We start from the raw sequence: 20,897 nt of genomic DNA, 5'->3' as shown, positions 1-20,897 counted from the left end.
GACGATCAGACCTCCGTCAAAATCCCCTGACGAAGTGCCAGCCGCACCAGCTCGATGTCGGAGCCGACGCCGAGCTTGTCCTTGATCAGGGAGTGCAGGTTCGCCACCGTCTTCGGGCTGACATGCAGCGTCTCGGCGATTTCCTCCGTCGTGTTCTCGGCGAGCAGCAGCCGCAGCACCTCGAATTCGCGCGGCGTCAGCACGTCGGCGGCGGAGCTTTCCCCGGCGAGGCGGCTCAGCGCAAGCTCGTGGTCGATGTCCGGGCTGATGGCGATCTTGCCGGCGAGCACGTCCATCACGGCGCGCACCAGCGTCTCGGGCGGGCTGGTCTTGGTGACATAGCCCCTCGCGCCAGCGCGGATCGCCTGCACGGCGAAGCCGGCATTCTCGTGCATGGTGAAGACGAGGATCCGTGCGGCCTTGTCCCATTGCCTGATGCGCCTGACGGCCTCGATGCCGCCGATGCCGGGCATGCTCAGATCCATGATGACGAGGTCGGGTGTCTCGGACTTGAAGAGACGGTAGGCTTCCGCGCCATCGGCGGCTTCAGCCACGACGCGAAGCCCCGGCTGCTTCTCGAGCACGGAGCGATAGCCCTCGCGGACGACGGAATGGTCGTCGACCAGCAGAATGGTCGCATCGGCCGCGCTCACGCCGCGCGCTCCAGTGGCTGCCGATCGGCGGCGGCGAGCGGAATGACCACACGCAGCGCGGAGCCGCCGTTCGGCGCGGCCTCGAAGCTCAACTGGCCGCGCAAGGCCGCGACGCGCTCGCGCATGCCGAGCAGGCCCATGCCGGATTTTGCGACGGGATCGTTCGAACGTCCGTCGTCGTCGATCGCAAGCGCGATCTCGTCGGTACGCATGGCCAACTCCAGGCTTACCCGCGTGGCACCGGCATGCTTGGCGGCGTTGGTGAGCGCCTCCTGCACGATGCGGTAGAGGCTCGCGCTGATCGTGGCGGGCAGGCTCGCGAACGCACCGTCGAACCGGATCGAAAACCGCGTCTGGCCGCGGCTGCGCCCGTTCCAGCCCGCAACCAGGCCCTCGAGGCTGGCCACGAGCCCGAGCTCCTCGACGTCGGGCGGGCGCAGCCGGAACAGCGCGCCGCGCAGCGTCTCCATCATGCCGGTTGCGGTCCGCGCGATGCCGTCGCATTCGCCGAGCAAGGACGGGCAGTCCTGCGCGGCGGTCTGGCGGGCGGAGGAGGCCAGCGCACGGATCGCGGCCAGCGACTGGCCGAACTCGTCATGCAGCTCGCGGGCGAGATGGCGGCGCTCCTCATCCTGCAGCGCGATCAGCTTTCGCGTCAGCTCGCTGCGCTCGGCCAAGGCCGTGTCGAGGCTTTCGGCGAGATTGTTGAAGACGTCGCGGATCGCCGAGAGCTCGGCGAGGTCGAAGGGTGGCAGCCGCGTGGTGAGGTCGCCATCGGCGATCCGCTCGAGGCCCGTGCGGATCATGCGGGTGGGGCGCAGTGCGCGGGCCAGCGCAGCATAGACCAGCCCGCACAGCAGCGGCAGCGCGATCGCAAGCGCGAGCATCAGGCGGCCGGCCTCGTGCCAGGCCTCGGCGGTCTGCACGGCTGGATCGACCGTGACCACGGTCTCGCCGAGCCTGGTGCCGCGCACGATCACCGGCCGAGCCGCCTCGCGGCCGGGGTCGAACAGGCTGCGATAGAAGGTGGCGAAGGCCTGCGGCGGCGGGTTCGCCGGTATCGGCGCGCCGCTGCAGAACCGCTGAAGCATGTCGCCGTTCACCCCACGAAAACCCAGGCACAGGCCGGGCGTCATCACATAGGCCGAAACGGGGTCGAGGTTGGGAAAGTCCGAGCGGGGGCTCGCCACCCATTGGATCTTGCCCTGCTGCAGCTCCAGCGTCTTCGCCACGATGGCGGCGGTATCGTCGATGCGCGAATGGGCCGTGCGGTCGGCCGTAATGAGGAAATAAGCGGAGATCGCGGCGAAGCAGGCGGCCGATATCGCGGCCACGCGCAACGTCAGACGGACCTTGAGATCGAACCTCGGGCGGTTCCACATCGGCGTGCACCTGGCGCGAACGGAATTGTCGCCCGCGCATTAAACGGCAGAACGCAAGCGGCGGAAAGCGCTCCGCTTTGCCGCAGTGCAACGTCGTGAAATTTTCCCGGTGCTCGCCGGGACGGTTACGGCTGCATGGTCTGCGGCTACCGTCCAGATTTGTGGCGCCGCTCCATCACACGAGGCCCGCATGCGCCGTCCCTGGTTGATCCTCTCTGCCTTCCTCCTCTTCGTCCTCCCGGCGGCTCATGCGCCGGCCGACGCCGAGGACGCCATTGGCGTTGCCATGGACGACTTCAGCTACACCGATACGTCGGCCGAGCCGGCGAATCAGACCGCCGCCCACGAGCGACGGCTATCGGCGTTCATGGCCGCGCTCAGACGGGACATCGGCGCGGACCGGCGGTACCGGCTCGTGCCGTCCGCCCAGGACGGTGCGGCGTTCAAGGTCATCGGCGGTATCCAGAAGACGAGCACGCTGGTGCAATGGGCCAAGGTCGCCGTGATCGACGTCGGTGCCAAAAAGCTCGTGATGGACAAGCTCTATACCTTCCGCGGCGACAATGATGAATCATGGGAGCGCGCCGAGATCTTCGTGTCGCGCGAGGTGATGGCCGCGCTCGCCACACCCGCGCCGGTCGCGCTGGCGGTATTTGAATTCGAGCTCGACGACAACACTGCGGCCCCGGCCGCCGGCCTCGCGGCCGCAGATGCATCCTATCTGGCCGAAGTGACCGGCAGCGTCCGCGACGCCCTCGGCCAATCCGGCCGCTACCGGATCGTCGACGTCGGCAGCGCGGCCGGCGAGGCGGTGAAGGCACGTGCCTTGCGGGATTGCGGTGGCTGCGATGCGGCGATCGCACAAAAGCTCGGCGCCGATCAGTCGCTGATCGGCGTCGTGCGGCGGGTCAGCCGCACTGAATATACGCTCGGCTTCCAGGTCCGCGACGCCAGGACCGGAGCGGTGCTGGCGCGTGGCGACAGCGGCCTGCGCATGGGCGCGGACTATTCGTGGAAACGGGGCGCCGTGCGGCTGGTCAGCGACCGGCTGATCGAGAGCCAGTAGCTCCGCACCTGGCGCACCTAGAACGTCAGCTGCACCTTCATCGACTGGGAGCGGTCGCTGGCAAGCTCGAATGCCGCGACCGCGTTCTCGAACGGCATCGTCGCCGTGATCAGCGGCTTCACGTCAATCAGGCCTTCGCCCATCAGCCGCACCGCAAGCTCGAACTCGGGATCGAAGCGGAAGGTGCCGCGGAGCTGCAATTCCTTGGCGACGATGGAATTGATCGGCAGCGTCATCTCGCCGCCGAGGCCGAGTTGCACCAGCGTTGCGCCGGGCCGGAGCACGTCGAGCGCGGTGCGGAGCGCCGCCTGGTTGCCGGAGGCTTCAAACAGCGTGTCGAACACGCCTTTGCCGGCGCGCCAGGGATCGAGTGCGGCGGCATCGCTCGCGACATTGATGGCGTGCGTGGCGCCGAGTTTCCTGGCGACCGCGAGCGGCGCGTCGGCGACATCGGTCACCACGATCTCGGAGGCGCCGCCGAAGCGCGAGACCAGGATCATCAGCGCGCCGATCGGGCCGCAGCCGGTGATCAGAACGCGCTTGCCGAGGAGGGGGCCGGCCTGCTTGCCGGCATGCAGGCACACCGCGAGAGGCTCGGCGACCGCGGCTTCTGCCAAGGACAGCTTGTCCGCGATCGGCACCGCTTGCGTGGCATCGACCGTGATGAACTCGCGAAAACCGCCCTGCACATGGGGAAAGCGCATCGCGCTGCCGAGGAAGCGCATGTCGAGGCACTGGTTGCGCATGCCTTCCTGGCAATGCAGGCACTGGCCGCACGGTCTGCTCGGATTGACCGCGACGCGCGTGCCCGGCTTCACATTGGTGACGCCGTCACCGACGGCCGCGACCACGCCCGCGATCTCGTGGCCCAGCGCCATCGGCTGCTGAATGCGGACAACGCCGAAGCCGCCGTGATGGTAATAGTGCAGGTCCGAGCCGCAGATGCCGCCATTGGCGATCTTGACGCGGACCTCGCCCGGGCCGGGTGCCGGATCGGGATAGAGGTCGATCCGCAGGTCTTTCGGGGCGTGGATGACGACGGCGCGCATGGCTTGCTCCCTCAGCGTTCCCAGATCACATCGCGGCGATCATGCCGCCATCGACATAGATGATCTGGCCGTTGACGTAGGTCGAGGCATCGGACGCCAGGAAGATCGCGGCGCCCACCAGCTCGTCCGGCTTGCCCCAGCGTTTTGAGGGGATGCGGCCCATCAGCCAGTTGTTGAAGTCGGTGTTGTTGACCAGCGCCTCGTTCATGTCGGTGAGCATATAGCCGGGGCCGATCGCATTGGCCTGGATGCCGTGCTGGGCCCATTCCACCGCCATCGAGCGCGTGAGATTCTTGATGCCCCCCTTGGCGGCGGTGTAGGGCGCAATGGTGGGGCGCGCCAGCTCGCTGCCGAGCGAGCCGATATTGATGATCTTGCCGTGCTTGCGCGGGATCATGCGCTTCGCTGCCTCCCGGCCGATCACGAACGCGCTCGTGAGGTTGGTCTCGATCACCTTGCGCCACTCGTCGGTGGTGAATTCCACCAGCGGCTTGCGGTGCTGGATGCCGGCATTGTTGACGACGATGTCGACCGCAATGCCCTTCTTGTCGAAGTCGTTGAAGGCCGCGACGATCGCGGGCTCGTCGGTGACGTTGAAAGCGGCGCCTTCGGCCTGATGCCCGGCGGCGCGAAATTCGGCCACAGCCTGCTCGACGCGCATGGGATCGACGCCGTTGACGATGATCCTGGCGCCGGCCTTGGCCATGCCCTCGGCAATGGCGCGGCCGAGACCGCGGGAGGAGCCGGTCACGAGCGCGGTGCGGCCGGAGAGATCAAAGAGGGAGGTGCTCATATCGAGAAATCCTTAAGGGTTGGAGCGGCGCACGGTCAGATCGGAGCGCTCGAATACGGCGGGCAGAAGGTCGACGCCGAGGCCGGGCCCTTCCATCGGATAGACGAAACCGTCCTTGATCGTGGGCATGGTGGTGACAAGCTCATTGTACCAGCCCTTGTAGAAGGCGCGCACCGATTCCTGGATCAGCGTGTTGGGCTGGCTGAACGACATGTGGATGGCGGCGATGAAGCCGATCGGGCCGATGCAGTCATGCGGCGCGAAGGGACGGTGATAGGTTTCGGCCATCGCTGCGATCTTGCGGCCTTCGGTCAGGCCCCCGGTCCAGCACAGGTCCGCCATCACCACATGCATGGCGTCGCGGTCGAGCATGTCCTTGTAGGGGAAGCGCGAGCCCAGCGTCTCGCTGGCGCAGACCCAGACGTCGGTCGAGCGCGCATATTCGGCCAGCGCCTGCGGCGAGTTCATCCGGATCGGGTCTTCATACCAGGTCGGCTTGTAGGGCTCGAGCGCGCGCGCAATCTGCTTGGCGGTCGGCAGGTTCCAGAGCGAATGGAGCTCGACCATGATCTCCATCTTGTCGCCGACCGCTTTGCGGATCTTCTCGAACGGCTCGATCGCCTGCTTCATCTGCGCGGCGGTGATGTAGAGGCCCTTGTTCTCCTGTGCCGCCGGATCGAACGGCCAGATCTTCATCGCGGAGATGCCGCTCTCCAGCAGGCTCTCTGCGAGTGCATCGGCGTGATTCATGAAGCCATCGAGGTCTTCATAGGGACCTTTGGACGCCCCGAGATTCCAGTTGGCGACCGGACTGATATTGGTCGAGCGGACATATTGGGTGCCGGCGCAGGTGTTGTAGATGCGCTGCTTGTCGCGGCAGAGGCCGCCGAGCATCTGGTGTACCGGCTGATTGCAGACCTTGCCGAACAGGTCCCACAGCGCGATGTCGATCGCGGAGGCTGCGCGATACTCTACGCCGGTCGAGGACTGCGCCATCGGCAGGTTGAGCATGTCGCGATGGATCGCCTCGATGTGCAGGGGATTACGGCCGAGCAGGCGGCCGGCAAAGGTGTCGTGGATCTGCGCTTCGACTGCGCCCGCGCCATAGAACGTTTCGCCGAGACCAATTACGCCCGTGTCGGTGTGAACGCGCACCCAGATGACGTTGGAGAATTCCTCGGTGCGCAGCGTCTCGATCGACGTGATCTTCACGGCAATTATCCTCCCGTCAGAAGGCGCGCTGCGCCCGTCTTGTTGTCATTCCGCACCGCAACATGGTACGGGCCATGCGGACGTCTTACGCCTGCTTGTAATATATCACAACATGTTTTAAGGGTGCCACAGATATGGCGCCACCTTTCAACGAGAGCGCGGGCTGACGGGAGAGAACGGCATGGCACGGCGCAAGCGCGCGCTCGAGGTGGTGAGAAGCGGCGACGACGGAGAGGGCAAACCCTCCCGGCGCAACCGGCTCAACTTCTTCGAGCTGGCCTATCAGAAGATCGAAGAGCTCCTGGTTCACTGCGAGCTCAAGCCCGGACAATTCATGACGATGCTGGAATTGCAGCACATCACCGGCTTCGGGCGCACGCCGGTGCATCACGCCGTCAATCGTCTCTCCGCCGATACGCTCATCATCATCCGTCCGCGTCACGGCCTGCACATTGCGCCGATCGATCTGGCGCGCGAGCGGATGCTGCTGGCCTTGCGCCGCGACATGGAACGCTTCGTAATCCGCCTTGCGGCCGACCGCGCCAGCCTCTCGCACCGCAATCAGGCGCTGCACATCGAGCGACTGCTGCGCGAGCGCCGCGCCACACTGACCCTCGACGAATTCAACAGCATCGACCGCCGCATCGACGCACTGGTGCTGGAAGCAGCCGGCGAGCCCTTCCTGGTGCATACGTTGCGGCCGCTCCACACGCTGTACCGCCGCATCGGCTACATCCACCACCGCTTCATGCCGGGGCAGGCCGATCTGTCAGGCACGATCGATCACCATCTCGCCATTCTCAGTGCAGTCGCCGGCCGCCACGTCGAGGACGCTGTGCAGGCGAGCGATGCGTTGATCGACTACATGGATTCGATGTTCACGGGCATGGAGGCGGGGATCGATCCGCGCCTGCTCGATTGCAGCATCGAGCCGCTGCTCGGTACGTAAAGAGTTTTCAAGAGAGGACCAAAGATGTCAACGATGGCGATGCCACAACCGACCGCGAGCGAAGCCGCGGTCCGCTACCTCATCACGAACTACAGTCCCAAGGGCAACAAGGTCGGCTGGCTGATGATGGCCTCGATCCTGGTCGAAGCCTGGGACCTGTATTCGATCGCCTTCGTGCTGATCTTCATCAAGGAGCAGTACAATCCCACCGCACTGATGCTCGGCCTTGCTGCCGCGGGCACGCAGGGCGGCGCGCTGATCGGTGCGCTGCTCGGCGGCTGGCTCTCGGACAAGATCGGCCGCCGCGTCATGTTCCTGACCACGATGGTGCTGTTCATCGTGCTGGCGCTGGCGCAGGCCTTCGTGTCTGATATCACCTGGCTCATCGTGATCCGCTTCCTGCTCGGCATTCCGCTCGGCTCGGACATCTCGACCGGCTACACCTACATCATGGAATCCATGGCCAAGGGTGAGCGCGAGGTCATGGGCAACCGCTGGCAGTTCATGTTCGCGGTCGGCGAGGTCCTCACCATCGGCGTCATCGTGATCTTCCTCCTGATCGACATGAATCACGAGTTGCTGTGGCGTGTGACGCTCGGCCTCGGCGCGTTGCCGGCGCTGATCATCCTGATCATGCGGCATGACGTGCCGGAGACGGCGGTGTGGCTGGTGCAGAAGGGCCGTTACCGCGAGGCCAAGCAGGTCGCGCGCGAGATGTTCAACGACAATCTCGACATGTTGCCGGACCAGGACGTCGAAGTGCCGAAGGTCTCGACCCGCGCATTCCTCGCCGATCTCAGGAAGGATCCGATCCGCTGGCGTGCGACGATCTACGGCTGGATCGCCTGCTTCGTGCAAGCCAGCGAGTTTTCGACCTTCGCGTTCTATCTGCCGGTACTCTTTGTGATGGTCGGCGTGTCGAGCGTGCTCGGCATCAATCTGGTGACGATGGCGCTGTTCTCCTTCGCCGCCTTGTCGGGTTGGGTCGGTCCGCTGCTGACGCCGAAGATCGGCCACCGCGGTATTTCGATCGCGGGCTTCTCGATCGTACTGGCGTCGCTGCTGGTCGCGGCCTTCGCGCTCTATACCGACAACAAGATCCTGCTGCCGTTCGCGGCCGCCGCGATGTTGTGGGGCCATTATTGGGACGCGTCGAACTGCATGACGATCCCGACCATGGTCGCCAAGCCCAAGTATCGCGGCACGGCCAGCGGCTTCGCCTACATGTTCGTGAAGCTGCCCTCGTTCCTGGCGATCTTCCTGTTCCCGACGGTGTTCGCGGCGATCGGCCAAGCGAACGCTACGCTCATGGTCGCGATCTTTCCGCTGATCGGATTGCTCGCTGCGATCTTCATCCTGCCGGAAGTCTACGGCTACGAGAACGACTGACGATGCGTGACCCGGTCGCGGCCATCGTGGCCGCGACCGGGACCGTCCTTGGGATGGGCCGCACGAGCGGCTAGGGGCTCAGGAAGACGGGATCGATCTCGATCCCATGGCCGAGCAGGCCGATCGCCTGAAGCTGGGCGCTGTGCAGGTCGATCTCCACGATCGCGAACAGGGCCAGCAACACGACAGCCGAGTAAATCAGCAGCGGGTGCGATGCCTCGGCTCGCCCTTCGCCCGGGGCTTTGAAGCCCTGAAACGAGCGGCGCAGGGAAAAGCTCTGCGGCAATGCCTTGGACTGAATCTTCATGATGGACCTCCGTGCCGCGCCGTATGGGGACGCGCGACAAGGTGAAGGATAGGTCCGGCTTTGGCGACGACATTGATGCGCCGCAAATTGCGCGCGATTACCAGATCGCAGCCGCGAGCGCTCCGATCAAGGCTGGTGGCGTCACCAGCAGGCCCAGCTTGAGGAACGGCCAGGCGCCGACCTCGATCTTCTCCCGCCGCAGCGCGACCAGCCAGAGGATGGTGGCGAGCGAGCCTGTTACCGACAGATTGGGCCCGAGATCGACGCCGATCAGGATGGCGCTGACGACGGGGGCGGGCAGGTGATCGCTGGCCGCGACCGAGCCTGCGACGAGGCCGACGGGCAAATTGTTGGCGATGTTGTCGGCGATCGCGGTGGCAATGCCGACGCTCCAGGCGGCGTTCGTCACGGATTGAGCGACCGCCTGATGCAGCAGCGCACTGAGGTGGCCGATCACGCCGGTCTTGATCAGCGCTTCCACCATCACGAAGAGCCCGCCGACCAGCGGCAGCACGCTCCAGGACACGCCGCGCAGCACCGGCAGCGGCGATTGCCGGCTGATCAGCAGGACGAAGGCGGCCGTCACCACGCCGCAGATGAAAGTCGGCAGGCCCAGCTGCTTGTCGAGCGCGGAGGCCGTGACCAGCACGACGCCGATCGCCACGATACCCACCGCGGTCAGCTTGCCGCCGCGGCCGAGCTCTGGATGCGGCACGCTGCGCGCGATCGTCTCCTCCTTCAGCGCGCGGTGCAGGGTCAGGCGCAGCACGATGTAGGTCAGCAGGATCGAGGCCGCCGAGGGCAGGGCGAACAGGCGCAGCCATTCCGTCAAGTGCGGCATGCGCGCGCCGAACACGACGAGATTGGCCGGGTTGGAGATCGGCAGCACGAAGCTTGCGGCGTTGGCGATGAAGGCACAGACGAAGAGATAGGGCAGCGGCTTCGCGCCGGCCGCGCGCGTTGCGGCATAGACGGCGGGCGTGAGCACGATGGCGGTGGCGTCGTTGGAGAGCAGCACGGTGACGATCGTACCGACGATGTAGATCAGCAGGAACAGCCGTTGCGGCGAGCCACCCGCATATTCGACCGCAAGCGCTGCGAGATAGTCGAACAGGCCTTCGAGCCGGGCAAGCTCGGCGATCAGCATCATGCCGATCAGGAAGAGGTAGACGTCGATGCCTTTCTCGATGCCTGTGAGCGCATCCTGCCACGGCAGGAACCCGAGCAACACCAGGGAGCCGGCGCCGACCAGGGCCCAGATCGCCTCGGGCAGGCGAAAGGGCCGGATGATGACGCCTCCGGTCGCGGCGGCGATGATGCTCCAGGCCCAGATGGCGTTAGACGGCACGTTCAGTCCTCGAAATGGAACGGGTTTGTTCGGCAGCGATAGCGGAAGCCGGCGCCTCTGTCTTCCCCCGAGGGCGCGGATCGCTATCTTCGCCTTGCCGCGTCTCGGGCAAAGCGACGATGCAGACGACGGCGCCGATCGCGGCCACGGCGCCGAGTGTCATGAACGCTGCGCTATAGCCGGCGCCGACCACGACGAGGCCGGCCAGTGTCGTCGACAGCGCGGCGCCAATGCTCTGCGCGGTGATGACAGCACCTTGCGCCACGTTGAAGCGGCCGGTGTTGCGCATGAGGTCGGCGACGATGACGGGGAAGATCGCACCAAAGATGCCGGCGCCGACGCCGTCGAGCAGCTGGACCCCGACCAGCCAGAACGGATTGTCGGAGAGCGTATAGAGCGCCCCCCGAAGCGGCAGGATCAACAGCGCGGCGAGGAAGAAGCGCTTGTGCCCCCAGCGGTCGGCCCTGGCCCCGACCAGCATGGCGAACGGCACCATCACGATTTGCGCGGCGACGATGCAGGCCGACATCAGGCTGGTGCCCATGTTCCTGTCCTGGAGCGCGAGCTTTTGCCCGACCAGCGGCAGCATGGCAGCGTTGGAAAGATGGAAGAGCAGGACGCAGATCGCGAAGACGAGCAGCGGGCGGCAGGTCAACAGCACCGCGAGACCCGAGGGCTGCTCGCGCTGAAGGCCCGCATCGGCCTCGTGCAGGCCGCGGGCGAGGTCATGGTCGATGGCGCGGGCGGGGATCGCGAGGATGCTGACGAGGCTCGCAATCGCCATGGCCCCGAGAAGGTAGAACACGACGGTCGGGCCGAACCAGTAGGCCGAGAGGCCGGCGAGAGCCGCCGCGACCGCGTTGCCGGCGTGATTGAAAGTCTCGTTGCGGCCGATCCGCCGGGTGAACGCGGCATGGCCGAAGATGCCGAGCGAGACGGCGGCGATCGCCGGTGGAAAGACCACGGCGGCGGCCTGCGCGATCCCTTGCGAGATTGCGACGGGCAAAAACCCCGGAAACAGTGGCAGCGACAGCGAGGCGAGCGTGACCATGATCGCTGCGATGACCATCACCAGCCGCTTCGCCCGGGTCGCGTCGACCAGCGCGCCGGCCGGCGTCTGCGCCACGATGCCGGCAATGGTCGCGATCGACATCACGAGGCCGATGCGCGCCTCGTCCCAGTGCTGCTCGGTGAGGAGATAGACGGCGAGATAGGGGCCGAGCCCGTCGCGGACGTCGGCGAGGAAGAAATTCGCCGCATCCAGCGCGCGGCCGGCACGCCTTGCCTGATCGGGATTTTCGCTCGACATCGCTCTCCCCGATCATGGCTGGGAACAGAAACCGATCTCACGCAGCCTTTGTTCCGTCCTAGAATTTTACGGCCAGCAGCACTGCGCCGGCGCCGATCATGGCGATGCCAAGCCAGCCTTGCGCGGTCGGCCGCTCGCCGAGAAAGGCGAAGGCGAAGAGAGCGACCAGCACGACGCTGAGCTTGTCGATCGGCGCCACCAGCGTGGCGGGGCCGAGCTTCAACGCGCGAAAGTAACAGAGCCATGAGGCGCCGGTCGCAAGCCCCGACAGCACCAGGAACGTCCATGTCTTCGGCGAGACCGCCGACGGGACGGCGAATTGGCCGGTGAAGAACAGCAGCACCGAGAACGCGAGCAGCACCACGATGGTGCGGATGAAGGTGGCGAGATCCGGATTGATGTTCTCGACGCCGACCTTGGCGAAGATCGCCGTCAGCGCCGCGAAGCAGGCGGAGAGGAGCGCCCAGGTCTGCCAGGCGGAAAAGAGGGCGGGTTTCATGGAGTCTCTCTTTAGCGCGCCACCGACAGCTTCTCCGTGATCGCCTTGCGCAAAATGCGCGACAGCGACTCCACCGAATACGGCTTCTGGATCAGTTCGAACCCGCGATGCGCATTTTCCGCGAGGACGTTGCTGTAGCCGGAGGTGAGCACGACGGGCAGGCCCGGATAGCGCTCGCGGATGATGCCGGCGAGCTCGACGCCGTTCATCCCGGGCATGATGACGTCGGAGAAGACGAGGTCGACGGAGAATTCGTTCTCGCCGAGGATGGCGAGCGCCGCATTGGCGTTGGCGACGCGGCGGACGACGTAGCCGAGGTCCTCCAGCAGTTCGGTCGAGAACTGGCCGACATCGTCATTGTCCTCGACCACAAGCACGCGATAGCCGCGCCCCGTGGTCGCGGCTTCGCTGGTCAGTGCCGCAGCGTCCTTCTCCGCGGCAGGACTGTGCGCCTGCGGCAGGTAGATGGTGAAGGTCGCGCCTTCGCCGTGCATGCTGGTCACCGCGATGTCGCCCTCGGACTGCTTGGCGAAGCCGAAGGCCTGGCTGAGGCCGAGGCCGGTACCCTTGCCGACTTCCTTGGTGGTGAAGAACGGCTCGAAGATGGCGTCGATGTTCTCAGGCGCGATGCCGCTGCCGGTGTCCGCGACCGAGATCGCGACATAGTCGCCGCCACGCGCCGACTGCGCGCGCAAGCCGGGGATGCCCGCGACCTTGCGCACGGCGATGGTGAGGCGGCCTTCACCGTCCATGGCGTCGCGGGCGTTGATGGCGAGGTTGATCAGCGCGCTCTCAAACTGCGCGATGTCGGCCACCGTGAAGCAGTCGGCATCGTTCACCTCGACGCCGATCTCGATGCGGCCGCCGACCAGCGGCCGGATCAGTTGCGCCACGCCCTCGACCTGGCTGCCGACGTTGAAGATCTGCGGTTTCAGCGGCTGCCTGCGCGCAAAGGCCAGAAGCTGTGCGGTGAGCTTGGAGGCGCGCTCCACGGTGTCGGAAATGGCGTCGACATAGCGGCGGCGGCGTTCTTCCGGCAGCTCGCGGCGGCGCAGGAAGTCGGTCGCGGAGCGGATGATGGTGAGCAGGTTGTTGAAGTCATGTGCGACGCCGCCGGTGAGCTGGCCGATCGCCTCCATCTTCTGCGATTGCCGCAGCGCTTCCTCGCCGCGACGGCGCTCGGTGATGTCGACGGCCTCGGGTACCGCGCCGGTGATGTTACCGTGGCGGTCGAGCACGGGACGCATGCCGAAGTCGAAATCGCGCTCGCCGATGGGCAGGCGCAGGCGCATCTCCAGCCGCACCGCTTCGCCTCTGAGCACGGTGTCGAAGGCCTCGCGCACGGTTGCGCTCATGCCGTGGGTGCCGGTGAACCAGGGCGTGTCCCAGAATGGCTTGCCGATCACGTCCGCAGGGCTGGCCTTGATGCCGTCGAGCGCGGTCTTGTTGGCATAGAGCAATTCGCCCTCGAGGTTGACCAGACCCTGATACTGGTTGCTGGTCTCCAGGATGGCGCGTAGCCGCGCCTCGTTGGATTCGAGCTGGGCGGTGCGCTCCACGATGCGCTCTTCCAGCGTCTCGTTGAGTTGCCGCAGCTCGATCTCGGCCTGCTTGGCGACGGTGATGTCGTGGGCGACGCCGATGAAGCCGATATGCTTGCCGGTCGGGTCCCAGCGCGGTTGCGATTCCGAGCGCAGCCAGCGCCATTGACCGGATGCGTCCTTGTAGCGTGCCTCCAGCACGAACGGTTTGAGCGAAGCTTCGCCCTGGACCGATTGCTGGAGCACATGCGGCAGGTCCTCGGGATGCAGCACCTTGCGCCAGTCGAAGGCGATGGCCTGGTCGTAGGGCAGGCCGACGAAGTCGACATAAGCCTGGTTGGCGAAGGAACGCGTGCGGTCGAGCTTTGTGACCCAGATCGGCACCGGCGCGCTGTCGGCGATCAGCCGGAAACGCTCCTCGCTCTCGCGCAGGGTCTCGCGCGCGAGCGCCTGGGCCGTGACGTCGATATGGGCGCCCACGAGGCGGATGGCGCGGCCGTCGGTGTCGCGTTCGAGCTTGGCGACGACGCGGATCCAGCGGGTCTCGCCGTCGCTGGGGCGGATAATGCGGTACTCGGCTGTATAGTCTTCGCTCGTGCCGGCCAGCGCATCGAAGAAATGCTTGACCGCGGCGTCGCGGTCCTCGGGATGGATGCGGTTGACCCAGTCCTCGTGCGTCTCGTCGGCGGCTTCCGCCGGCAGCCCGTGGATCATCAGATATTCCGGCGAGCGGCGGTTCTTGAAGCCCTGGCGGAAGTCGACCTCGAGGCCGCCGACCTTGCCGATGCGCTGGATGCGCGCCAGCTCCGCCTCGCGCTCCTGGAGCGCGCGGTAGGCATCGTCGCGCTCGCGCGCGATGTCTTCGAGGTGCTGGCGCAGCCTTTCGGCGGCGGTGGTCTCGGGCAGAGGATCGTTCAAGGTGTCGGCCGTTGTGATGCGAGAGCGCACGTGCCGGGCCGATATTCACACAGACAAAGCGTGATAGCCATTGCTCAAAAGGGGATAAGAATGGAAAGGCGCCACCGATCCGGTGTGGATGTGAACGAACGCCGGGTCTGGCTATTTGTTCCGAATATTGGAACGATGAGCCCTCCGCGCGCGTATCTGCGAGGCGCCACAACTCTTATTGATAAAACTCCCTTCCCGAAGAGGCTAAATCTTGAAGCTCTTTGTCTGCCAGGACTGCGGCAACGTCCTCTATTTCGAGAACCGCGCCTGCGAACGCTGCGGCCACCGGGTCGCATTCCTGCCGGAGAGGGAGACGATGTCGGCGATCGAGCCCGATGGCGAGGCCTGGGCCACGCTCGCCGACAAGGGCAAGCGTCGGATGCTCTGCCGCAACGCCGAGTACGATGCCTGCAACTGGCTGACGGATGCGGGCGATACCACCGGCTATTGCCGCGCCTGCCGCCACAACGGCATCGTGCCTGATCTGTCCGATCCGGTTCAGCTCGCCGGCTGGCGCGAGCTGGAGGTGGCGAAACACCGGCTGTTCTATTCCCTGATCCGCTGGAAGCTGCCGCTCCAGACGCGGCAGGAAAATCCTGAACATGGGCTGATCTTCAATTTCCTCGCCGACGATCCGAACAGCGGGCAGAGGATCATGACCGGCCACGACAACGGCCTGATCACGATCGCGCTGACCGAGACCGACGACATCGAACGCGAGCGGCGCAGGCTCGAGATGGGCGAGCCCTACCGCACGCTGCTCGGGCATTTCCGCCACGAGGTCGGCCACTATTTCTGGGATGTGCTGGTGCGCGACGGCGACAGGCTGGAGGAATGCCGCGCGGTGTTCGGCGATGATTCCGCCGATTACGGCCAGGCCTTGCAGCTCCATTATGCCGAAGGCGCGCCGCCGGACTGGCAGCAGAACTACGTCTCGGCCTACGCGACCACGCATCCCTGGGAAGACTTCGCCGAGACCTGGGCGCACTACCTCCACATCGTCGATACCCTGGAGATGGCCTCCGAGTTCGGCATGGAGGTGCGCCCCAAGGTCGACCGCGACGGGGAATTGACGGCGCGCATCCGTTTCAACCCCTATGAGACGAGGAACGTCGAGGCGCTCGTCAACGCATGGCTGCCCTTCACCTTCGCCATGAACAGCGTCAACCGCGCCATGGGGCTGCGCGACCTCTATCCCTTCATCCTGTCTCCGGCGGTGGTCGGCAAGCTGGGCTTCATTCACGGCCTGGTCCGGGACGTGGCCCGGGCCGCGAAGCCGTAGGTCCGCTCAAGGGCTCACCAGGCCGGTTTCGGTCTTGCGCTGGTACGCCAGAGGACGCGGATTTAGACCGTTGCCTCCGGCCCATTTTGATGTACCACGGGGGCCACACGGCCCGTCCCCGCAGGCCCCAACGGCCAGGGGAAGGGTCCCGCCCAAGGTCGAGACTCAAGAAAAGCATGTTCAAACGCATTCTGATCGCCAATCGCGGCGAAATCGCCTGCCGGGTCATCAAGACCGCTCGCCGCATGGGAATTCAGACGGTTGCGGTCTATTCTGAGGCCGACCGCGATGCCCTCCATGTCGAGATGGCCGACGAGGCCGTGCTGATCGGCCCGCCGGCAGCCGCCGAGAGCTATCTGGTGATCGAGAAGATCGTGGAGGCTTGCCGCAAGACCGGCGCCGAGGCCGTGCATCCCGGCTACGGCTTCCTGTCCGAGCGCGAGGCGTTTCCGCGCGCGCTGGAGGCCGCCGGCATCGTCTTCATCGGCCCGAACCCGGGCGCGATCGCCGCGATGGGCGACAAGATCGAGTCCAAGAAGGCCGCCGCCAAGGCCAAGGTCTCGACCGTGCCCGGCTATCTCGGCGTCATCGAGGACGACAAGCACGCGGTCAGGATCGCCGACGAGATCGGCTATCCCGTGATGATCAAGGCCTCTGCCGGCGGCGGCGGCAAGGGCATGCGCATCGCGCATTCCAAGGCCGAAGTTGCCGAGGGCTTCAACCTCGCCAAGGCCGAGGCCAAGGCCTCGTTCGGCGACGACCGCGTCTTCGTCGAGAAGTTCATCGTCGACCCCCGCCACATCGAGATCCAGGTGCTGGGCGACAAGCACGGCAACGTGATCTATCTCGGCGAGCGCGAATGCTCGATCCAGCGCCGCAACCAGAAGGTCATCGAGGAGGCGCCGTCGCCGCTGCTCGACGAGGCCACCCGCCGCAAGATGGGCGAGCAGGCAGTCGCACTCGCCAAGGCGGTGAACTACGATTCCGCCGGCACCGTCGAATTCGTCGCGGGCCAGGACAAGAGCTTCTTCTTCCTGGAGATGAACACGCGTCTCCAGGTCGAGCATCCCGTCACCGAGCTTGTCACCGGCATCGACCTCGTCGAGCAGATGCTCCGCGTCGCCGCCGGCGAGAAGCTGGCGATCAGCCAGAAGGACGTCACGCTGACCGGCTGGGCGGTGGAATCGCGTCTCTACGCCGAAGACCCGTTCCGCAATTTCCTGCCCTCGATCGGGCGCCTCGTGAAGTACCGCCCGCCGGCCGAAGCGAGCCAGGACGGCATCACCGTGCGCAACGATACCGGCGTGCAGGAGGGCGGCGAGATCTCGATCCATTACGATCCGATGATCGCCAAGCTCGTCACGCATGCGCCCTCGCGCGCGGCCGCGATCGAGGCGCAGGCCACCGCGCTGGACTCGTTCTATGTCGAGGGTATCCGCCACAACATCCCGTTCCTGTCGGCGCTGATGCACCATCCGCGCTGGCGTGAGGGACGGCTCTCGACCGGCTTCATCGCCGAGGAATTCCCCAAGGGCTTTGCGGTGCGCGTGCCCGAAGGCGAGGTCGCGCGGCGGATCGCCGCGGTCGGCGCCGCCATCGATCACGTGCTCGGCGAGCGCAAGCGGCAGATCTCGGGCCAGATGGGCGGCCGCGTCGTGCAGCGCGAGCGCCGCCGTGCGGTCTGGCTCGACCGCCAGGAGATCCTGCTCGAGGTCGGACGCGAGAGCGATGCCATCGCGATCCGCTTCATCGATGCCGAAGGCAAGGCCGGCACCGCGCATCTGCTGCAGTCGCCGTGGAAGCCGGGTGATCCGGTCTGGCAGGGCACCATCGACGGCCATTTCGTCGCGGTGCAGGCACGCCCTGTCGCCAACGGCATCCGTCTCGCGCATCAAGGCGTAGAAGTGCCGGTCTATGTCTGGACCGAAACGGAAGCGACCTCCGCGCGGCTGATGCCGGTGACTACGGCTTCCGACACCGGCAAGAAGCTGCTTTGTCCGATGCCCGGCCTCGTGGTCTCGATCGCGGTGACCGAAGGGCAGGAGGTCAAGGCCGGCGAGACGCTGGCGGTGGTCGAAGCCATGAAGATGCAGAACGTGCTGCGCGCCGAGCAGGACGGCACCGTGAAGAAGGTCCACGCCAGCGCGGGCGCGACGCTCGCGGTGGACGCGCTGATTCTGGAGTTTGCGTAAGCGCTCCAGGGCACAACAGTCGACCCTCACCCTGAGGAGCCGCGCCTGCGCGGTGTCTCGAAGGGCGAGGCCACCAGTCGGGCCTTCATCCTTCGAGACGCGCGCAAGAGCGCGCTCCTCAGGATGAGGAATTGAGAGTGAGGCACCATGGCCTTTCGTTCCCGCCGCGAAAAACTGCGATCGATCCTGACGGGCTCGGCCTGCGTTCATCCCGGCTCGGTCTATGACGCGATCTCCATCCGCATCGCCGAGGATCTCGGCTTTCCACTCGGCATGTTCGGCGGCTCGGTGGCCTCGCTCGCGGTGCTCGGCGACCCCGATATCACGCTGATCACGCTCACCGAGCTCGCCGAGCAGATGCGGCGGATGTCGCGCGCGGCAGTGCTCCCGGTGCTGGTCGATGCCGATCACGGCTATGGCAATGCGCTCAACGTGCGCCGCACGGTGCAGGAGCTGGAGACCGCGGGTGCTGCCGGCCTCACCATTGAGGACACGCTGCTGCCGGCCGCCTTTGGCGAGGCGAAGACGCAGCTGATCTCGCTGGAAGAGGGCGTCGGCAAGATGAAGGCGGCGCTCGATGGCCGCGGCGATCCCTCGCTCGTTATCATGGGCCGCACCGGAGCTGCCTCCGTCACCTCCATCGAGGATGCGATCCGCCGCGCCAGGGCCTATGAGGCGACCGGTGTCGATGCGCTGTTCTTCACCGGCATCAAGTCGCGCGCGGAGCTCGAGGCGATCGTATCCGCTACGCATCTGCCGATCGTGCTCGGCGGTGCGCCGGACGACTTGAACGCCACCGACTATCTCGCCAGCCAGCGTGTGCGCATCGCGCTCCAGGGCCACGCGCCGATCGCGGCTGCAACGCAGGCCGTCTACGACACGCAGAAGGCGTTGCGTGAGGGCATGCCACCGAAGAACCTCAAAGGACTCCCATCGTCTGACTTGACCAAGCGCGTCATGCGCGAGGCCGACGTCAAGGCGCGCGGCGCCGACTTTCTCGGACTGAAAACATGAGTCGGGCGATTCTCCAGGTCATGATCCGCGGGCGCGTTCAGGGCGTCGGCTATCGGGCCTGGGTCGAGTATCAGGCGACGGCGAGCGGCCTCGAAGGCTGGGTTCGCAACCGCCGCGACGGCAGCGTGGAGGCTTTGTTCGCGGGCGCACCCAAGCATGTCGCCGACATGGTCGCGCTCTGCCGCCACGGCCCGCCGTCCTCGCGCGTGGACAGCGTCACGAGCGAGACCGCCAGTGAGGATGAATTGAACCTGCGCAGGGCGGGGGATGTGTTTTCGGTGTTGCCGACGGTGTAGGTGAGCTGCGTTCGCTCTTCTCGCACGCGGGGAGTGGCGAAGAAGCCAGCTTCACCGCGGCAGCTTCGAGATCGCCTCGCTCAGTTCGTGGATCTCGTAGGGCTTGCGCAGGATCGGGAAAACGCCGCGGACGTCGGCGGCGGCTTCGCTGTAGCCGGTGGCGAGCAGGATCGGCAGGCCAGGGCGGATCTGGCGCAGATGATGGGCAAGGCCGAGCCCGTCCATCTTGCCGGGCATCACGATGTCGGTGAACACGAAGTCGACGCCGTTCTTCTCGAGCTCGCGCAATGCGGACTCGGCGTCGGCAACCCGGCGCACGCGATAGCCGAGTTGCTCCAGCAGCCCGATGCTGACGATCGCGACGTCGGGATTGTCCTCGACCAGCAGCACTGTGCCGGTGCCGAGAACGGGAACTGTCTCAGGCGGCTCGCTCGCCGGGGCCCCGGTTTCGCGCGGCAGCAGGATGGTGAATGTCGTGCCCTTGCCGAGTTCGCTTGCGACCTTGACCGTGCCGCCCGCCTGATGCGCGAAGCCGTGCACCTGCGACAGGCCGAGGCCGGTGCCTTTTCCGACGGGTTTGGTCGTGAAGAACGGCTCGAAGATCTTGTCGACGACGTCGGAGGGGATGCCAATCCCGGTATCGGCGACCGTGATGGCGACGAACTCGCCGGCATGGAGCGGATCGTCCAGGACGACGTTGCCTGCGCCGACCGTCACCGTGCCGCCGTCGGGCATGGCATCGCGAGCGTTGATGACGAGATTGAGCAATCCCGTCTCGAGCTCGGAGACATCGGCCTTGACCGACCAGACCTCGCGGTCGATGTCGAAGGCGAGATGAACGGCGCTGCCGACGCCGGCTTGAAGCACTTCACGGATCGCCTCGATGCGGTCGCCGAAGCGGATCGCCTGGGGATTGACGCTCTGCCGCCGCGCGAAGGTCAGGAGCTGGCTGGTCAGTGCGGCGCCACGCTTGGTTGCCGTCTCGATCGCTGACATCGCGCGCTGAAGCTTGGCCTCGTCGTCGTCGCCCTTCTTCAGGATGTGAAGGCTGCCGCTGATGATCATCAACAGGTTGTTGAAGTCGTGCGCGACGCCGCCGGTAAGCTGTCCGAGCGCATCGAATTTCTGCGACTCCGCAAGCTGCCTCTGCATCGCTTCGAGCTTGAGCTGCGAATTGCGCCGCTCGGTGATGTCGCGAGTGATCTTGGCGAAGCCGACCAGGCTACCGTGCTCGTAGATCGGATCGATGATGACGCTCGCCCAGAAGAACGTGCCATCCTTGCGGACGCGCCAGCCTTCCTCCTCGTAGCGGCCGTGGTCCCGCGCAATGCCGAGGGCACGCGCGGGCTTGCCGTTGGCGCGGTCGGTCTCGGTGTAGAAGCGCGAGAAATGCTGGCCGAGGATCTCTTCGGGCGCGTAGCCCTTGATCCGCTCGCCGCCGATATTCCAGCTCGTGATGATCCCGGTGGGATCGAGCATGTAGAGTGCGTAATCCGCGACTCCTTCCACCAACAGCCGAAAACTGCGCTCGCTTTCGAACAAGTCTCTCTGTTGACTGGACTTTGTCGCCATTCTCAACCCGCCTGGAACCGGGGCAAACGCGCCGAAGGGCGTTTGGTTCCCGTTCTCTGGGATGTTTTTAGGCAAATATGACGGACGGTATGCAGG

18 protein-coding genes are annotated in these 20,897 nt (G+C 65.8%); 7 read left to right on the top strand and 11 right to left on the bottom strand.

Annotation, left to right across the window (positions count from 1 at the left end; all coding sequences use genetic code 11):
* Positions 1-5 precede the first annotated feature (5 nt).
* Together NLM25_RS26825 and NLM25_RS26820 are read right to left on the bottom strand one after the other, a co-directional pair.
* Complete coding sequence (locus NLM25_RS26825; protein WP_254120354.1) at positions 6-653, bottom strand: response regulator transcription factor; 648 nt, start codon at positions 651-653, stop codon at positions 6-8.
* The gene (locus NLM25_RS26820; RefSeq protein ID WP_254138986.1) at positions 650-2,035 is read right to left on the bottom strand and encodes a HAMP domain-containing sensor histidine kinase; all 1,386 of its coding nucleotides are present in this window, start codon (positions 2,033-2,035) and stop codon (positions 650-652) included. The genes NLM25_RS26825 and NLM25_RS26820 overlap by 4 nt, the downstream gene beginning before the upstream one ends.
* Positions 2,036-2,225: 190 nt before the next feature.
* Here NLM25_RS26820 and NLM25_RS26815 point away from each other — a divergent pair, with 190 nt between their 5' ends.
* Positions 2,226-3,101 carry a DUF3280 domain-containing protein gene (locus NLM25_RS26815; RefSeq protein WP_254138985.1) on the top strand — a complete coding sequence of 292 codons (876 nt, stop codon included), beginning with the start codon at positions 2,226-2,228 and terminating at the stop codon, positions 3,099-3,101.
* A 17-nt stretch (positions 3,102-3,118) separates the two neighbouring features.
* Here the strand turns inward: NLM25_RS26815 and NLM25_RS26810 are convergent, their stop codons facing one another.
* Genes NLM25_RS26810 through NLM25_RS26800 form a run of 3 tightly spaced genes read right to left on the bottom strand, consistent with a single transcriptional unit; the run spans position 3,119 to position 6,155 of the window.
* Positions 3,119-4,150 carry an L-idonate 5-dehydrogenase gene (locus NLM25_RS26810; protein ID WP_254138984.1) on the bottom strand — a complete coding sequence of 344 codons (1,032 nt, stop codon included), beginning with the start codon at positions 4,148-4,150 and terminating at the stop codon, positions 3,119-3,121.
* 25 nt (positions 4,151-4,175) lie between these two features.
* On the bottom strand, positions 4,176-4,943 hold the full coding sequence (locus tag NLM25_RS26805; RefSeq protein ID WP_254138983.1) for an SDR family oxidoreductase: 768 nt from the start codon (positions 4,941-4,943) through the stop codon (positions 4,176-4,178).
* Positions 4,944-4,955: 12 nt separating this feature from the next.
* Positions 4,956-6,155, bottom strand: coding sequence for a mandelate racemase/muconate lactonizing enzyme family protein (locus NLM25_RS26800; protein ID WP_254138982.1), 1,200 nt, complete (start codon positions 6,153-6,155; stop codon positions 4,956-4,958).
* Positions 6,156-6,336: 181 nt separating this feature from the next.
* Between NLM25_RS26800 and NLM25_RS26795 the strand changes: the two genes are divergently transcribed.
* Positions 6,337-7,104: a GntR family transcriptional regulator gene (locus NLM25_RS26795; RefSeq protein WP_254138981.1), complete on the top strand. Its 768-nt coding sequence runs from the start codon at positions 6,337-6,339 to the stop codon at positions 7,102-7,104.
* 24 nt (positions 7,105-7,128) lie between these two features.
* A complete protein-coding gene (locus NLM25_RS26790) occupies positions 7,129-8,493 on the top strand; it encodes an MFS transporter (RefSeq protein WP_309143614.1) in 1,365 nt (454 codons plus the stop codon).
* 70 nt (positions 8,494-8,563) lie between these two features.
* Here NLM25_RS26790 and NLM25_RS26785 read toward each other — a convergent pair whose 3' ends face one another.
* From NLM25_RS26785 to NLM25_RS26765, 5 genes are all read right to left on the bottom strand, one after another.
* Positions 8,564-8,800, bottom strand: a complete 237-nt coding sequence (locus tag NLM25_RS26785) for a hypothetical protein (protein ID WP_254138979.1) — start codon at positions 8,798-8,800, stop codon at positions 8,564-8,566.
* Between the two features lie 97 nt (positions 8,801-8,897).
* Positions 8,898-10,148, bottom strand: coding sequence for an arsenic transporter (locus NLM25_RS26780; protein WP_254138978.1), 1,251 nt, complete (start codon positions 10,146-10,148; stop codon positions 8,898-8,900).
* Positions 10,138-11,457: an MFS transporter gene (locus tag NLM25_RS26775; protein WP_254138977.1), complete on the bottom strand. Its 1,320-nt coding sequence runs from the start codon at positions 11,455-11,457 to the stop codon at positions 10,138-10,140. Before NLM25_RS26775 ends, NLM25_RS26780 begins: the two co-directional genes overlap by 11 nt.
* A gap of 58 nt (positions 11,458-11,515) precedes the next feature.
* The gene (locus NLM25_RS26770) at positions 11,516-11,956 is read right to left on the bottom strand and encodes an EamA family transporter (RefSeq protein WP_254120344.1); all 441 of its coding nucleotides are present in this window, start codon (positions 11,954-11,956) and stop codon (positions 11,516-11,518) included.
* Between the two features lie 11 nt (positions 11,957-11,967).
* Positions 11,968-14,445, bottom strand: a complete 2,478-nt coding sequence (locus NLM25_RS26765; RefSeq protein ID WP_254138976.1) for a PAS domain S-box protein — start codon at positions 14,443-14,445, stop codon at positions 11,968-11,970.
* Positions 14,446-14,656: 211 nt separating this feature from the next.
* Between NLM25_RS26765 and NLM25_RS26760 the strand changes: the two genes are divergently transcribed.
* The 4 genes from NLM25_RS26760 to NLM25_RS26745 all read left to right on the top strand — a co-directional run bounded on the left by NLM25_RS26760 (position 14,657) and on the right by NLM25_RS26745 (position 19,229).
* Positions 14,657-15,727, top strand: coding sequence for a putative zinc-binding metallopeptidase (locus NLM25_RS26760; RefSeq protein WP_254138975.1), 1,071 nt, complete (start codon positions 14,657-14,659; stop codon positions 15,725-15,727).
* Positions 15,728-15,903: 176 nt separating this feature from the next.
* A complete protein-coding gene (locus NLM25_RS26755; RefSeq protein WP_254138974.1) occupies positions 15,904-17,919 on the top strand; it encodes an acetyl/propionyl/methylcrotonyl-CoA carboxylase subunit alpha in 2,016 nt (671 codons plus the stop codon).
* A 147-nt stretch (positions 17,920-18,066) separates the two neighbouring features.
* The gene (locus NLM25_RS26750; RefSeq protein ID WP_254138973.1) at positions 18,067-18,933 is read left to right on the top strand and encodes an oxaloacetate decarboxylase; all 867 of its coding nucleotides are present in this window, start codon (positions 18,067-18,069) and stop codon (positions 18,931-18,933) included.
* Positions 18,930-19,229, top strand: a complete 300-nt coding sequence (locus NLM25_RS26745; RefSeq protein WP_254120339.1) for an acylphosphatase — start codon at positions 18,930-18,932, stop codon at positions 19,227-19,229. The genes NLM25_RS26750 and NLM25_RS26745 overlap by 4 nt, the downstream gene beginning before the upstream one ends.
* 51 nt (positions 19,230-19,280) lie before the next feature.
* On the opposite strand, the gene NLM25_RS26740 is transcribed toward NLM25_RS26745, so the two are convergent.
* Positions 19,281-20,801 (bottom strand): PAS domain-containing sensor histidine kinase, encoded by a 1,521-nt coding sequence (locus NLM25_RS26740; RefSeq protein ID WP_254138972.1) that lies wholly within the window; start codon positions 20,799-20,801, stop codon positions 19,281-19,283.
* Positions 20,802-20,897 lie beyond the last annotated feature (96 nt).

The sequence above is a fragment of the Bradyrhizobium sp. CCGB01 genome, assembly GCF_024199795.1.
In the GTDB taxonomy this organism is placed as follows: Bacteria; Pseudomonadota; Alphaproteobacteria; order Rhizobiales; family Xanthobacteraceae; genus Bradyrhizobium.
The sequence above is the reverse complement of the archived record's forward strand: the minus strand, read 5'-3'. Positions and strand labels throughout refer to the sequence as shown.

Bases quoted from the DNA above. Each gene is read 5' to 3' on its own strand.
- NLM25_RS26820 (WP_254138986.1), bottom strand. From the start codon at position 2,035: ATGTGGAACCGCCCGAGGTTCGATCTCAAGGTCCGTCTGACGTTGCGC.
- NLM25_RS26815 (WP_254138985.1), top strand. From the start codon at position 2,226: ATGCGCCGTCCCTGGTTGATCCTCTCTGCCTTCCTCCTCTTCGTCCTC.
- NLM25_RS26810 (WP_254138984.1), bottom strand. From the start codon at position 4,150: ATGCGCGCCGTCGTCATCCACGCCCCGAAAGACCTGCGGATCGACCTC.
- NLM25_RS26805 (WP_254138983.1), bottom strand. From the start codon at position 4,943: ATGAGCACCTCCCTCTTTGATCTCTCCGGCCGCACCGCGCTCGTGACC.
- NLM25_RS26795 (WP_254138981.1), top strand. From the start codon at position 6,337: ATGGCACGGCGCAAGCGCGCGCTCGAGGTGGTGAGAAGCGGCGACGAC.
- NLM25_RS26790 (WP_309143614.1), top strand. From the start codon at position 7,129: ATGTCAACGATGGCGATGCCACAACCGACCGCGAGCGAAGCCGCGGTC.
- NLM25_RS26785 (WP_254138979.1), bottom strand. From the start codon at position 8,800: ATGAAGATTCAGTCCAAGGCATTGCCGCAGAGCTTTTCCCTGCGCCGC.
- NLM25_RS26775 (WP_254138977.1), bottom strand. From the start codon at position 11,457: ATGTCGAGCGAAAATCCCGATCAGGCAAGGCGTGCCGGCCGCGCGCTG.
- NLM25_RS26770 (WP_254120344.1), bottom strand. From the start codon at position 11,956: ATGAAACCCGCCCTCTTTTCCGCCTGGCAGACCTGGGCGCTCCTCTCC.
- NLM25_RS26755 (WP_254138974.1), top strand. From the start codon at position 15,904: ATGTTCAAACGCATTCTGATCGCCAATCGCGGCGAAATCGCCTGCCGG.
- NLM25_RS26750 (WP_254138973.1), top strand. From the start codon at position 18,067: ATGGCCTTTCGTTCCCGCCGCGAAAAACTGCGATCGATCCTGACGGGC.
- NLM25_RS26745 (WP_254120339.1), top strand. From the start codon at position 18,930: ATGAGTCGGGCGATTCTCCAGGTCATGATCCGCGGGCGCGTTCAGGGC.
- NLM25_RS26740 (WP_254138972.1), bottom strand. From the start codon at position 20,801: ATGGCGACAAAGTCCAGTCAACAGAGAGACTTGTTCGAAAGCGAGCGC.